Raw genomic sequence first — 13,056 nt, forward strand, 5'->3', positions numbered from 1 at the left:
GAAAATCCCCTTGCCTTGAAGTGTAGATGAAGGTCTAAACTCCTAAGCATTCACTTAAAGACGAGGAGCAAATACACAAATGACAAAGAACAAACGCTTTGACTGGATTTTACTGGTCATTCTCATGAGTTACTTTATGATTCTACTAGACAATTCGATTATCTTTACCGGGACGGTCAAAATCGCCCAGGATCTGAACCTCAATCAGGCGACGTTATCTTGGGTCAGCAGTGCCTACTCACTGACATTTGGTGGGTTCCTGTTACTAGGTGGCCGTGCCGGCGATCTATTTGGCCGGCGGCGCGTCTTCCAGATTGGGCTGGTGATCTTCGGTTTGGGCTCACTGCTGGTGGGACTCGCGGTTAATGCGCCGATGATTATTGCTTCCCGGGCCTTTCAAGGAATTGGTTCTGCCATCCTAGCGCCAACCACGCTGGCAATTCTGATGGACACCTATGAGGGAGCCGATCGAACCAAAGCCATTGCTTACTATGGGGCGATGGCCGGTATCGGGGCCAGTGTGAGCCTGGTGATTGGCGGTATCTTTGCCAGTCTCCTGACTTGGCGGGTAGGATTTTTCATTAACGTGCCAATTAGTATCTGGATGTTCTATTTAGCGGTGAAGCATTTACGGACCGACGATGCGCAATCTGGTAAATTAGACTGGATTGGGACATTGACGTCCTTGATTGGTATGAGTGCTTTGGTTTACAGCATTATTGGAGATTGGGCCAAGCTGCCAGCCTTGATTTTGGCTGTCCTTTTCCTGGCAGGTTTCATCTATCAGGAACACCGGACGGGTCAACCCATTATGCCCTTGCGGATTTTCACCGATCGTGAACGTATCGGGGCCTACGTGGGCCGGTTCCTCTATATGGGCGCGATGATGGGCTTCTGGTTCATCACCCCGCAGCTAATGCAGAATCAACTCGGTTTTAGTGCCCTGATGGCCGGTATGGCCTTCTTCCCCTTAACTATCGTGAACTTCATCGTGGCCTTGCAAGTCGCCCGCTTAACGGCAAAATGGGGCAATGGTGGCCTGCTGGTCATTGGGATCGCCCTGACGGCGGCGGGGATGCTTTGGATGAGCTTCTTCACGCCATCCGTGGGCTATTGGTGGGGGATTGCCGCACCAATGGTTATCGTCGGAATTGGTCAAGGTTTCTCACTGAGTCCCTTCACGGCGGCCGGCGTGGCGCATACTCAAGGGGCCGACGCGGGTGCTGCGTCGGGGGTTGTCAACGTAATGCACCAGATTGGTGGATCGGTTGGGCTCTCAATTTTGGTCACTGTTCAAGGCCTCTTTAGTGGGCAGGTCGTGGGATTCCAACACGCTATTCTAGTGGGTGCGGGTCTCCTATTATTGGCCTTATTCGCCGCAATTTTCCTGATTGTTCCGGGAGAGCATCAGCAAGTTTAATGATTTTGAAAATCGGCCTTGCCTTGAAGTAACTGCAAGGGTCTACACTGAATTTATCACCTAAATTAATTGGAGGAATTTAATCATGACAAACGTTTTAATTATTGGCGCAACGGGTTCTGTGGGCAGCGTCACCCGTCAGTATTTCTTAGACAATACAAACGATCAGCTCACCCTGATGGCTCGGAGCACCAGTCGATTAGGTCGTTTGAATGCCGATCGGGAACAAGCCATCGCGGGAAGTGTGACCGATGCCACTGCTTTAAAGGCGGCCTTACAAGGGCAGGATGTGGTCTTCGCCGCTCTGAGTGGTAACCTGGGTGGCATGGCCCAGAGTCTGGTTGCCGCCATGGATGAAGCCGGTGTTAAGCGCCTGTTATTCATCGCGTCGATGGGCATTTATAATGAAATTCCCGCTAGTTTAGGTGCCAGTGGCAATTTGCAAAGTAATCCCATGTTACGGGGCTACCGGGCCGCAGCAGACGTGATTGAAGCCTCTGATCTGAACTATACGGTCATTCGTCCCGGCTGGTTTGACAGTGGCGATGATACCAATTATGAAGTGACCAAGAAGGGGGAACCCTTTGGTGGTCACGATGTTTCTCGCAAGAGTATTGCGGACTTAGTCGTTCGCTTGGCTCATGATAACGCATTGGGTTCCCGTGACAGTCTTGGGATTAATCGGAAGTAGGGAAGTCGACTAATAATGAATGAAGAAATTTTAAACTTATATCGAGCTTACAACGTGGCCATGGCAGCCGATGACGTTGCGGCCTTGGATAAACTACTCGCACCAGACTTCACGTTAACCCATATGACCGGGTATGTGCAGCCCCGGTCAGAATGGTTAGGTGAACTCCAGCGGGGGACGATGCGCTACTTCTCTTCAATAGAAGATCATGTAGAGATGAAGTCCGAGGCCAAGGGTTGGCGCGTCATCGGTCAAAACCGAGTGGTAGCCAGTATTCACGGTAGTGGCCGGCACGAGTGGCCCTTGAATACCGAAATGACGGTTCGCCAGATCGCCAGTCAGTGGCAGATTATGGCAGCCGTCGTGACGACTTATTAGGTCGAAGACAATGTTTCACGTGAAACATAAAAAAGGGCGCTATCGCAGTGGTAGCGCCTTTGCCGTCTCTTAAATTAAGCCTTAATTAAGTGCTTCTTAATCGCCTGGTAAATGGCGTCATAATTAAGTTGGCGATCTTCAATTTGTGCCGTTTCTAAGGCAATTTGTACAAGCTCCTCATTTGTAAACGTTAAATGATAGCCGTTTAGGCCGGCCATGGTCCACAAGGCCGCCACGGCTGTTCGCTTATTTCCGTCTGCGAAGGGGTGAAGATTAATGATCTTTATAAAGACAATACCTAGTTTCCGGTCTAATGTCGGATAGGCGTCGGTTTCAAAGAAGGCTTGTTGTGGAAGAGCAGCAATAGATTCTAAACCAGCGGCATTACGTATGACGGGCTCTTGATGGTGCGCTAACAAAACGCGAGTGGTTAGAGCGATGAGCTCAGTAGCTGTTAGATACCGCACTATTCGTCACTCTTCCGCAACGTTTCCAGGGCCTGATGATATTTTTTGAATCCCTTTTCCATATTTTCGATAAATTCAGGATCTAAACTTGGCTTCTTAGTGACAGTAAAGCCGTTTTCAGTTGGCTGAATTTCGACATTGGCGCCACTAGAGAGTCCCATTTGTTTAACTAAGTCTGCGGGGATTGTAATGCCAATTGATCCGCCAACGCTGATAACTTTTCTATCAATCGGGTTATTTTTCATTTGCATTTGGTTCACCTGATTTCCAATTTTCCTATATTATAAAGTTAAATAGTTTAATATTCTACTTCTTTGCTTGAAATGACACACAAAGGGCGCTACCGCAGTGGTAGCGCCCTTTGTATACTCCCCCAGAAGTTAAGAAACTAGATGAATTGAATCAGTGACATCAGAATTGGCACCACGATGATGAATAATACGGTACTGGTGGTCACGATGTTCGTAGCATATTCCACGTCACCGTGGGCTTCGTTAGCCAGGATTGGTAAGACCGCAAGCATTGGCGTTGCGGATTGCACAATCAAGGTTTGAGAAGCCAAGGTTGGGAAGCTAGCACCGAAGTGACCAGCAGCCAACAGAACCGCTACCATCAAGATTGGTGACATGACGAACCGACCCAAGAGGGCCACGATCGTGTCACGGTCAAAGTGAATACTCTTCAGCCCGGCGTCCGCTAAGACAATCCCAATGTAGATCAGGGAAAGTGGGGTAACCAGATTCCCAACGTAAGTCAACGTCGAGTTAACGAAGCTGATCTTTAAGATTGGGATGTTGAGGAGCAAGAAGATTAAGGCCACTAAGAAACCAACCAGTGGCATGGGGATAACTTTCTTCCAGTCGATCTTGTTGTGATGCTTTTCCTTAGGCAACGTTGGATCGTCGTTGGAGATCAGGAAGACCCCGAAGGCCCAAGTCGAAACGGTGTTGACGATATAGTAAACCAGGAAGTAGGTCATACTCTTATCCCCAAACAGCGCGATGTTCAAAGGCAACCCAATGAAGATGGTGTTGGCGTTGACGATGGCGTTGATGAAGATCCCTTTACGACCGGGCTTCACGTGCATGATGCGAACGAGGCCAAACGCGATGATATAGCCAATGATGACGGCAATAAAGGCGTAGACCAGGTAGCCGGAGAAGGAGACCAGTTGGCCCCGAGTTAACCGACTCAATACCGAAACGAAGATTGATGCTGGCAGTGCAATGTTTTTGATAAATTTAGAGATGGTACCGCCGAACTTGTCGTCGAACCAACCTTGCCGCCGCAGAACATAACCAAGAATCATGATTAAAACAACGACGAGGACACTTTGAATTGAGTTCCATAAAACAGCCACGAGAGACGTCCTTCTTTCAAGTAATGTTTAGATTAACTCACGTGCTGGTCGTCAGCGAGAGGTCGCCAACAAACTAGCACGTGAGGGATTACTATTCAGTTTTGGGTGAACCTAATGCCAGAAACGCGGCGTCTTAGTCGACAGTCTTGTATTCTGGTACCCACTTCATGTCAGCAACAGCTTGCTTGGCATCAGCGATAGGTTCCTTGTTCAGCTTTTGGTCGAGGACGCTTTGGGCCACGATTTCAGCTAACTTTTGTGAGAAGCTGGTTAATTGGGAAACGGGTGGTAAGACAGCGGCACCGGCTTGCGTGGTGTCCACAATTCCACCAAGGGCGTGGCAAGCGGCGGAAAGCGTTTCGCCATTTAAGACCTTGGCAGTTGAAGCAATCAACCCGAAACCTAAACCAGGGTACATCAGGGCGTTGTTTCCTTGGCCGATGTGGTAAGTGACACCCTTGTAGTCAACGTCGCCGGCTGGAATTCCAGTTGCGATGAGAGCTTTTCCGTCGGTCCACTTGATCAGGTCGGCAGCAGTTGCTTCGGCCAACTTGGTAGGGTTAGACAGAGGGAAGATGATTGGACGTTCCGTGTGAGCAGCCATGTCCTTAACGATTTCTTCCGTAAAGGTCCCAGGTTGAGTGGACGTTCCGATCATAACCGTTGGGTGCACCGTCTTCACGATGGCGGCCAGGTTAGTCAGCTCATCAGCGTTGTCGAATTCGCTACGTTGACGAGTGAAGTCCTTTTGAGCGGCCGTTAAGTCAGGGGTGTCATCGAAGAGTAACCCTTGCTTGTCGACAGCGTAGAAGTGCTTGCGAGCTTCTTCGTCAGAAAGACCGGCGCGCTTCAATTCATCGAGAATTTGATTGGCAATCCCCATGCCGGCAGTCCCAGCACCGAAGGTTAAGAACTTTTGGTCTTTGATGTCTTCCTTAGAGATGTTCAGGGCACCTAGGATTCCGGCCAGAACGACCATCCCAGTTCCTTGAATGTCATCGTTAAAGGTCGCAAATTGGTCCTTGTACTTGTCCAAGATAACTTGCGCGTTGGAGCGTCCGAAATCTTCCCAGTGCAAGAGTGATTCAGGGAATAACTTCTGTTCTGCGGTTACGAAGCGGTCAATCACGTCGTAGTAAACGTCACCGTAAACCCGCTTGTGGTGGTTACCCAAGTAGAGTGGGTCATCTAATAGGGTTTGGTTGTTGGTCCCGGCGTCGATACTTACAGGTAACACTTGGGCAGGGTCAATGCCGGCGGCGGCGGTGTAAACCATCAGTTTACCAACGGCGATATCAACCCCATTGACACCCCAGTCACCCATACCGAGGATTCCTTCGGCGTCGGTTACAACGACCAGACGAATGTCGCGGCCATCAGCGGCGTTCTTCAGCGTTGCTTCAATGTTGTCAGGGTCATCGATTGAGATGAAGGCGGCGTTTTGAGGATCGGTGAAGAGGTGGCTGTATTGTTCAATAGAATCTGCAACCGTTGGGTCATACACGATTGGCATGAATTCAACGACGTGTTCGTCCATCAAACGGAAGAATAACGTCCGGTTTTCATTGAATAAGTTCATTAAGAAAAGGCGTTTTTCTAAATCACTAGCTTTGTTTTGGAATTGTGCGTAGGCTTGGGTTGCCTGTTCGTCCAAGGTTTGGACGTGGCTAGGAAGCGTCCCGACGATTCCGAGGGCCTTACGTTCGGCCTGAGTGAAAGCAGTTCCCTTATTTAAGAAGGGGTTATTTAAAATTGAAGCAGTGGTTGTCATAAATTGTTTCCTCCAATCGCGAATTAAGTTTACGAGTCATACTATAAATCGCTAACAAAAGTATAGTCAAATGTGGCATCCGTTATAAAATTAATTTATAATAGGCACATAAATGCCGATCTAGAGGGGATAAATTGTGAACACAAAAGACTTGGCCTATTTCGACCAATTAATAAAACAAAAAAACTTTTCCAAGGTGGCTGCCTCATTTGGGGTAACGCAACCCACAATTACCATGGCCGTCAAGCGTTTGGAGACGGAATTCAACACCAAACTCTTTTTACGTGATCGCGCCCATCACGAGCTGATCGTGACGGACAGCGGCCAACAATTGGCGGTTCATGCCCAGTCCATTCTGGGAGAGTTAGACATTGCGCACCAGGAGCTGGATCACCTGACGCAACAGCGGATTATCTTGGGCTTGCCGCCGATTATTGAAAATCACTACTTCCCCCGGGTGGCGGCGCGGCTACAGGAACTGGGAATGCTCGAGAATATTCAGACGTTAGAGGGCGGTTCCGTGTGGCTCCGTAACGCGTTGCGAGATGGTCAGGCCGACATTGCTCTTTTGGGGTCGGCCGAACCCTTGTCCTACCAGACTTTGTTAGCCGAAGAGTTCGATCGCAAGCCTTTCAATATCTTCGTTTCGGCCCAGCATCCGTTGGCGAAGCGTAAACGGATCTACTTTAGTGAACTCAAAGGCGAAAAGTTTGTCTTGTTTACCAGTAGTTTCGTGCATAACACGGCCTTCAATAAGCTAACTCGCCGGAATCATTTCCGTCCCGATGTGGTCTTCCGGGCCGCCGATACCCACGTCATCATGAACCTGGTGGCGGAGAACGTCGGGGTGAGCTTCCTGACGGATATCGTGGACCAACACCGGCATGACGTGGTGCGATTGGAGTTACTGGATGACGAGCAACCGGCCTTTATTACCAGCATTGTCACCCGGACCTCACATGTCTTAACGGGAACGCAACAACGGGTGCTGAAGGTCCTACGTGAAACGCTGGAAGAGTGATCCCGGCTTAAATGTAGCAAACCAAAATTCAAAAAATTTGCCAAATAAAAACCGTTCGATCAACAGTGTTGTTGGTCGAACGGCTTTTTTACAGTTAATGTTTGGTCGTCCAGAGGTGGTGGCCGTTCGCGAAGGCGAAGAGGTCAGCCATGGCCTGACGATTATGGGCCGTATCGCTCAGGGCGAGGGTGAGATTCGCCTCATCTAGGAAATAGCGAAAGTCACGGATGCCCAGTGTCTGTTGGGCGGTGCGGTAGGCCCGACCCGAGATGATGCCGAGCACGTGATCTTGGAGGGTCAGGTGTGCGAGCTGTTGGTCACCAGTTAATAACCGGAGATCCGTCAGCTTCAGCGTGACCCGATCGGGACGCCGCGATCGGACGTTGGTGCCGGTTAGCGTTAGGGTGGAGATTGACATGGGGGGCCTCCTTGAATGTTTCACATGAAACATGTCTTTCTATAGTAGAATTAATAATCCAATTCCAATGAAGAGGAGCGGTGACAGCCAGGCCCCGAAGCGCGCGAAGAAACGGCTGGCGATGGTTGACTTGGCCAACTGATGACTTAGCAGGAGCCACAATCCCACCATAATCAGGAAGATCAGACACACATTGGCAAATTGCGGCGTGGTGAGGTGGGTGAAGTAGGGAATATAGATACTGAGATTGTCACCACCATTACTGACGGTAAGGGCCCAAACGAGAGGCCAACGAATGGATTTCGTCAGCTGTGGGGGAAGACCGGTGGCATCGCGATGCTGCCACCAGGTCTTTAGACCCCAGATCCCGAGAAATAGGGGGATGAGGCCAAACCAACGGGTCCAATGGACGACATTAAAGTGGATGATTCCTCGGCTGATAATCCAGGCGACGGCAATGAGGGTCATGATTCCCAGATATTGACCGATCACCACGGCATGTTTCTGCCGGGCATTCTTGGCCGTCAGCCAAAGCAGGAGTAAGACGATGAGGTCATCGGTGTCGGTAACGAAGAAGACGCCAATGCTGGTGAGGAGAAACGTTAGAGACATGGCTACACGGTCCTTCTGTTCGGAATATCTTCTATCATACACCAGTTAACAGGTTGATTTTATACAAAAATTGAATAAAAAAACCGAGGCCAGATGGTCTCGGTTTTGACGATTAAATTTAGTCGGCAGGTGCGGGTTGGTTCTTGAAGACCAACTTCTTGGAAACGAAGAAGTTCAGAACTAACGCGATAATGTGGCCGATAACCTTCACGATGGTCTTGTTGCCACTGAGGACGGAAACACCGAACCACAGGAGGACCGTTTCAATTAAGAAGGTAATAATCCGGGTCATGTAGAACGTTCCCATTTCCTTCATTGGCTTGTCTGACTTGTGCATGAAGACGAACTGCCGGTCTAACCAGAAGGAAACCTGAACACTAATTAACCAGTCAATAAAGTTGGCGATTTGGTATTCGATACCCATGGTGTGATAGAACAGGTAGAACAAGACGATGTTGACGACCACTGAGACGGCACCGAACAAGAGATACCGGGAGACTTGTCCCTGGACCTTCTGCTCAACCTTTTGGAGCTCGGCAGCGTGTTCGTTTTCTGTTTCGGTCAATTCGGCTTCATACTCCGCTTTCGTCGTCGGGTAATGGTCGTGGCGTAGAGGGGTTTGATTATCCATAACTTTAGGAACCTTTCTGTAACGTTTTTTCGCCGGGTGAAACCGTATAGGAAAAACGTCAGCGGCCCACCGAAGTTATGAAAACGCGTAATTGTCGTATCACACTTAATTATACCGTAATTTACGGTCACTGCAATGCAACGCCCCTCTAATTTTGGTGGTTATTTGGCAATAGAAGCGGTCCGATAGTCCGCACTCCCGTTAAATTGATTATAGACGACACCTTTTAGCTTAGGATTGACCAGAACGCCGGTCCGTCCCTCATAGAGTGGGGTGACGGCTTGGTCCTTGAGCGCGATGTGGGCGGCCTTAACTAGGTCGGCGTAGCGCGCTGTTGGTTTGAGGGCGTCGGTGCCTTCAGCGGCGTCTAAGGCACTGTCGTAGGCCTTGCTGCTGTAGTGACCCATGTTGGAGTTGTTCGTCGATTCCAGAATCTGTAAGGACTGAATCGGGTCGGCGTAGTCCATGCTCCAGCTAGTCAGGTTGATCTGGAAGTTCCCCTTGGAGACGTTGCTGAGCATCGAGGTAAAGGGCATGGATTGCACAGTAACCTTTAAGCCCAACTTGGTGGATAAGGCACTCTGGATGAATTCGGAAAGTTTCTTGCTGGCGTCATCGTCGCCACAGGTGATAGTAACCGTCAGACTCTTCTTGCCCAACTGCTTTAAAGCCTGTTGGTACAGGGATTTGGCCTTGGTAGGTTGATAGCTCACGGTACTGGTTTCCGCAGCGTCTTGGGTGAAGTCGGCGCCGGTCTTAGGGTTCTTGAGCATGCTCTTAATCCCAAAGGTCTTGGCGGGAAGTGACCCGTTCTTTAAGACTTGGTCGGCCAGTTGTTTCCGGTTAATGGCCAATGAAATGGCAGTTCGGAGGTCGCGGTTAGCGGCGACCTTGTCCTTTTCGTTGTATTGCATGAACCCAATCCGACCTTGCGAGAGAGATTTCAAATTAGGATTGTTCTTGTTCTGGGTGGTTTGTTCCCCATCCAGGGTGACGGCGTCCAGGCGCTTGGACTGGTAAAGGTTGTAGGCCGTTGTCGTTGATTTAATGACCTTGTAGTTGAGCTGTTGCAGCTTAACTGCCTTGGCATTAGCGTAACGGGCGTTTTTCTTTAAAGTCCAAGTGTCGCTAGTGCCAGTCCAGTTGGTCAAGACGAATGGCCCATTGTAAACGGTGGTCTTAGCGGATGACCCGTACTGTTTGCCGTACTTGTTCACGGCCTTTTTATTCAAGGGGTAGTAGGTGGTGCTGGCCAGCATTTGTTTGAAATAAGCAGCTGGTTGGCTGAGGGTGATCGCGAGGCGATACTTGCCCACGGCCTTAACCCCGAGGGATGATGGGGATTTCTTGCCAGCGGCGATGGTCGTGGCATTCTTAATGTTGGCAAATTGGTAGGTGAACTCCGACTTGGATTGCGGGTTCAGGGTTCGTTCCCATGAGTACACGAAGTCCTGGGCGGTTACCGGGTCGCCATTGCTCCATTTGCCGTCGTGACGCAGGTCAATCGTGTAGCGATGACCGCGATCGGAGACCGTGGTCTTGGTCGCTAAGGCGTTCTCTGCTTGGCTCTTGGCGTTCAAACGGTAAAGGCCTTCGCCCACCTGACTCAGGGCGGTACTGGAGACACTGTCGGTAATCTTGGCAACATCGAGACTGGTGATTGGCGCTGTTTGTGATAGGTTCAGGGTCTGTTGAGTTGCCGACTTAGTAGTCTTAGAGTGTGCTGTGACGGCGAAGATGCCGCCCCCGACTAGGATAACGCCGCAAAGAAGTAAGACTTGTTTCTTGGTTAATAGACTCATTATAAATTCCTCCAAAAGTTAGTTTAGTTGGGTTTAGAAAGAATAATGAGCTTTGCCATCGTGTCAACATAAGTGAATCCCCCTCGGTTAAATTTGGATACAAAAAACCGTCCTCAACAGCCAATGTGTTAAGGACGGTTTTAACCGCGGTGCCACCTTAATTAGACGGGTCCCGAAAAAGAGACCGCGCCCCTCTCCACAGGAAACTAACATTTCCCTGACAACTGACGTATGTCGCACGTCTTCCCGTACTTCTAATGGTTCGGGGAAGCCCTCGGTGGTCCATTTAACTATCTGCGTTCGGCCGTACTCTCAGCAACGACGGCTCTCTTGACGTGCACGATAATCTTGATCTCCACCTCAATGGTTTGTTTCGGACGATTTATTGAATTGAGGCTAGTGTACCGCTGAGAAAAAATGCTGTCAACTAGAAATCTTAAAATTTGATCGTGGCCGTGCCTTCCGGGCGGCGCAAATGGGCTGGAACGCTGTGAGGAGGACGGTAAAAGCCTGGGGGGCGGTCTTTTACCTCGCTTTGAACCGCCAAGAGCGCGTTTCAAAGACGCCATTCTTGGGAGTTAGGAACTCCCAAGAATCCCACGGCTGAGCCCATTTGCGCCACCCTCCAGGCTGAGATTGGTCGTGATAAATTAAGTTTCATTTTTTCTGGTGAGACACAGCGTGTGGTCTGGCCTGATGACTTTGTATTAGTGTAAAGTTGTGTCTAAATACGAATTAATAATTATAACCGTTTAATTATTAATATTTAATAACTGATTGATAACTACTGTCCAGTAGCTGGAAAAGTGAGTCGTGATCCGTGTTTTGATCCAGAATAATTGAGATCCAGTGTTCCTTGTTCATGTGGTAACCCGGGAGGTAGCCGGGCTTACTGCGTAGGATGCTGCCAAGTTCAGGATCGACCTTGACGTCGAGGATGTCAACCTCCTCGGTGCCTTCCAGTCCCAGCTTATTTAGGGGGACATTCATGACTAGCCCAAACCATTTGCCCTGACGATTCTTGAGGGCCGCGTACTTCGGGAAAGACTTGAAGGTGTACTCTGGGGTCACGCCGTAGTTATCTTCTGTATAGGTGAAAATTTCTTTACGAGTAACCATCTCAAAACCTCCTCATGAGATTAACTAACTCTAGTTTACCGCCCAGATAGGGGGAAGGGCAATGAAACGAGAGGAAACAAAAACTGGCGGCCAGGTGGTCGTCAGTTTTTAATAAATTACTTTTTAGGTTTAGGGGTGACATCGGCCAGGCCGCTCTTCAGTGCGGCGCCGATGGCGGGAATCTGACCCAGATCGGCGACGTGATCACTTGGAACGACCACGACATTGGCCGGTGAATTAGCAAGGTCACTGAAGGCCGAGATCGATTGATTTTCGAAGAATTCTTTGGTTGCTGAGCTCAGACTAGAGTTCACTGTGTCGATCCGATATTTTTCGGCGTCGGCGCGGGTCCGCGTCGCGGTGGCTTGGGCCGTGGCGGTGGCCATCAGGGCATCGTTCTTGGCCTTGGTGGTCAGCTCGATGGATTTGGCTTCCCCTTCAGCCTTAGCAATGGCAGCGATTCGTTCCCGGTCGGCCGTCAGTTGCTTGTCCATGGCGGATTGGATGGCCTTGGATGGCGTCAATTCGTCGATATTGGTTCGATCGACGTTGATGCCATAGGTATCGGTCAGATCCCCAATGGCCGTGGCTAACTCCTGGTTGATTTTGGCCGTGGACCCCAGCGCTTGGTTCAGGTCCATCCGCCCGATGATATCCCGCAGGTGGCCCCGGACCAACTGGGCCATGGATTCGACGGAGTCAGTATTTTCGTATTGGTATTTGACGGCGTTCGTGACGTGGTAATTCAGCGTCAGGCTGGCCGAAACGTCCGCGTTATCCTTGGTGATGACCGAGTAGTTTGGCAGGGCCAATGGTGACATGGCCAGGCTAACGGTCCGGATCTTTTGGACACCGGGGATGTAAAAGTGAATCCCTGGTAAGACGGTGTGTTTGTACTTCCCCAATGTTTCTACTAAGCCTTCGTTATTTTGTCGAACAATTCGAATACCGAACATGTTCATTCCCCCTAGATTTTTTTCAACGTCAAAATATTCCCGTGGCTCTCGATGATTGTATACTTTGCGGCTTTATCTGGTTTCTCCGGTGACTCCAACAGATACCGATAGTAAATTCCGGCGACTAAGACCAGGCCAGATTTAACGTCTAATTCCTTGCCTGGGATAGCGCGGCCGATTAACTGCCGCTGTTCCCAGTTCCCCGCTGGAGCGGCCTTAGAGAGCACCTGAACGATGTAGGCGTTGATGCTCCGGCCATCGGCGTCTGCGGCTTCCGAAATTCGGTTAAAAAGACCTTCATCTAGCCGTAAGAGAAACCGCTTCTGTGATTCTTTTGCCATGATAAGTGCCTCCTGATGATAGCTTTATGATATCACCGTGATATCATAAGAACAAGATTTTAATTCGAT

The 13,056-nt window shown here is 49.8% G+C and carries 15 protein-coding genes; 4 read left to right on the plus strand and 11 right to left on the minus strand.

The window, feature by feature from the left end; all coding sequences use genetic code 11:
* Positions 1–79 precede the first annotated feature (79 nt).
* The 3 genes from OCU14_RS06650 (at position 80) to OCU14_RS06660 (ending at position 2,489) form a co-directional block, all read left to right on the plus strand.
* The gene (locus OCU14_RS06650) at positions 80–1,420 is read left to right on the plus strand and encodes an MFS transporter (RefSeq protein WP_261810347.1); all 1,341 of its coding nucleotides are present in this window, start codon (positions 80–82) and stop codon (positions 1,418–1,420) included.
* Between the two features lie 85 nt (positions 1,421–1,505).
* A complete protein-coding gene (locus OCU14_RS06655) occupies positions 1,506–2,111 on the plus strand; it encodes an NAD(P)H-binding protein (RefSeq protein WP_261810348.1) in 606 nt (201 codons plus the stop codon).
* 15 nt (positions 2,112–2,126) lie between these two features.
* Complete coding sequence (locus OCU14_RS06660) at positions 2,127–2,489, plus strand: nuclear transport factor 2 family protein (protein WP_261810349.1); 363 nt, start codon at positions 2,127–2,129, stop codon at positions 2,487–2,489.
* A 74-nt stretch (positions 2,490–2,563) separates the two neighbouring features.
* On the opposite strand, the gene OCU14_RS06665 is transcribed toward OCU14_RS06660, so the two are convergent.
* The 4 genes from OCU14_RS06665 to OCU14_RS06680 form a co-directional block, all read right to left on the minus strand.
* A complete protein-coding gene (locus OCU14_RS06665) occupies positions 2,564–2,956 on the minus strand; it encodes a type II toxin-antitoxin system death-on-curing family toxin (RefSeq protein WP_261810350.1) in 393 nt (130 codons plus the stop codon).
* The gene (locus tag OCU14_RS06670) at positions 2,956–3,207 is read right to left on the minus strand and encodes an AbrB/MazE/SpoVT family DNA-binding domain-containing protein (protein ID WP_261810351.1); all 252 of its coding nucleotides are present in this window, start codon (positions 3,205–3,207) and stop codon (positions 2,956–2,958) included. The genes OCU14_RS06665 and OCU14_RS06670 overlap by 1 nt, the downstream gene beginning before the upstream one ends.
* A gap of 137 nt (positions 3,208–3,344) precedes the next feature.
* Positions 3,345–4,316 carry an AEC family transporter gene (locus tag OCU14_RS06675; RefSeq protein WP_261810352.1) on the minus strand — a complete coding sequence of 324 codons (972 nt, stop codon included), beginning with the start codon at positions 4,314–4,316 and terminating at the stop codon, positions 3,345–3,347.
* Positions 4,317–4,449: 133 nt separating this feature from the next.
* Entirely contained in the window at positions 4,450–6,087 is a 1,638-nt protein-coding gene (locus OCU14_RS06680) for a malolactic enzyme (protein WP_261810353.1), read from the minus strand.
* Positions 6,088–6,223: 136 nt separating this feature from the next.
* On the opposite strand from OCU14_RS06680, the gene OCU14_RS06685 reads away from it, so the two are divergent.
* Positions 6,224–7,108, plus strand: coding sequence for a LysR family transcriptional regulator (locus OCU14_RS06685; RefSeq protein WP_261810354.1), 885 nt, complete (start codon positions 6,224–6,226; stop codon positions 7,106–7,108).
* Between the two features lie 94 nt (positions 7,109–7,202).
* Here OCU14_RS06685 and OCU14_RS06690 read toward each other — a convergent pair whose 3' ends face one another.
* From OCU14_RS06690 to OCU14_RS06720, 7 genes are all read right to left on the minus strand, one after another.
* Positions 7,203–7,526 carry a hypothetical protein gene (locus OCU14_RS06690; RefSeq protein WP_261810355.1) on the minus strand — a complete coding sequence of 108 codons (324 nt, stop codon included), beginning with the start codon at positions 7,524–7,526 and terminating at the stop codon, positions 7,203–7,205.
* A gap of 39 nt (positions 7,527–7,565) precedes the next feature.
* A complete protein-coding gene (locus OCU14_RS06695) occupies positions 7,566–8,138 on the minus strand; it encodes a cadmium resistance transporter (RefSeq protein WP_261810356.1) in 573 nt (190 codons plus the stop codon).
* Between the two features lie 118 nt (positions 8,139–8,256).
* On the minus strand, positions 8,257–8,769 hold the full coding sequence (locus OCU14_RS06700; protein ID WP_261810357.1) for a GtrA family protein: 513 nt from the start codon (positions 8,767–8,769) through the stop codon (positions 8,257–8,259).
* A 161-nt stretch (positions 8,770–8,930) separates the two neighbouring features.
* A complete protein-coding gene (locus tag OCU14_RS06705; protein ID WP_261810358.1) occupies positions 8,931–10,571 on the minus strand; it encodes a peptide ABC transporter substrate-binding protein in 1,641 nt (546 codons plus the stop codon).
* 759 nt (positions 10,572–11,330) lie between these two features.
* Entirely contained in the window at positions 11,331–11,690 is a 360-nt protein-coding gene (locus tag OCU14_RS06710; RefSeq protein WP_261810359.1) for an MmcQ/YjbR family DNA-binding protein, read from the minus strand.
* Between the two features lie 116 nt (positions 11,691–11,806).
* Positions 11,807–12,646 (minus strand): SPFH domain-containing protein, encoded by an 840-nt coding sequence (locus tag OCU14_RS06715; protein ID WP_373875079.1) that lies wholly within the window; start codon positions 12,644–12,646, stop codon positions 11,807–11,809.
* An 11-nt stretch (positions 12,647–12,657) separates the two neighbouring features.
* The gene (locus OCU14_RS06720; protein WP_261810361.1) at positions 12,658–12,987 is read right to left on the minus strand and encodes a toxin-antitoxin system HicB family antitoxin; all 330 of its coding nucleotides are present in this window, start codon (positions 12,985–12,987) and stop codon (positions 12,658–12,660) included.
* Positions 12,988–13,056: the final 69 nt, after the last annotated feature.

This window comes from Levilactobacillus humaensis, from assembly GCF_024345185.1.
Classification (GTDB): domain Bacteria; phylum Bacillota; class Bacilli; order Lactobacillales; family Lactobacillaceae; genus Levilactobacillus; species Levilactobacillus humaensis.

What these genes read in the sequence shown, in the direction of transcription:
- OCU14_RS06650 (WP_261810347.1), top strand. Translation starts at nt 80, where the DNA reads ATGACAAAGAACAAACGCTTTGACTGGATTTTACTGGTCATTCTCATG.
- OCU14_RS06655 (WP_261810348.1), top strand. Translation starts at nt 1,506, where the DNA reads ATGACAAACGTTTTAATTATTGGCGCAACGGGTTCTGTGGGCAGCGTC.
- OCU14_RS06660 (WP_261810349.1), top strand. Translation starts at nt 2,127, where the DNA reads ATGAATGAAGAAATTTTAAACTTATATCGAGCTTACAACGTGGCCATG.
- OCU14_RS06670 (WP_261810351.1), bottom strand. Translation starts at nt 3,207, where the DNA reads ATGCAAATGAAAAATAACCCGATTGATAGAAAAGTTATCAGCGTTGGC.
- OCU14_RS06680 (WP_261810353.1), bottom strand. Translation starts at nt 6,087, where the DNA reads ATGACAACCACTGCTTCAATTTTAAATAACCCCTTCTTAAATAAGGGA.
- OCU14_RS06690 (WP_261810355.1), bottom strand. Translation starts at nt 7,526, where the DNA reads ATGTCAATCTCCACCCTAACGCTAACCGGCACCAACGTCCGATCGCGG.
- OCU14_RS06695 (WP_261810356.1), bottom strand. Translation starts at nt 8,138, where the DNA reads ATGTCTCTAACGTTTCTCCTCACCAGCATTGGCGTCTTCTTCGTTACC.
- OCU14_RS06700 (WP_261810357.1), bottom strand. Translation starts at nt 8,769, where the DNA reads ATGGATAATCAAACCCCTCTACGCCACGACCATTACCCGACGACGAAA.
- OCU14_RS06705 (WP_261810358.1), bottom strand. Translation starts at nt 10,571, where the DNA reads ATGAGTCTATTAACCAAGAAACAAGTCTTACTTCTTTGCGGCGTTATC.
- OCU14_RS06710 (WP_261810359.1), bottom strand. Translation starts at nt 11,690, where the DNA reads ATGGTTACTCGTAAAGAAATTTTCACCTATACAGAAGATAACTACGGC.
- OCU14_RS06715 (WP_373875079.1), bottom strand. Translation starts at nt 12,646, where the DNA reads ATGTTCGGTATTCGAATTGTTCGACAAAATAACGAAGGCTTAGTAGAA.
- OCU14_RS06720 (WP_261810361.1), bottom strand. Translation starts at nt 12,987, where the DNA reads ATGGCAAAAGAATCACAGAAGCGGTTTCTCTTACGGCTAGATGAAGGT.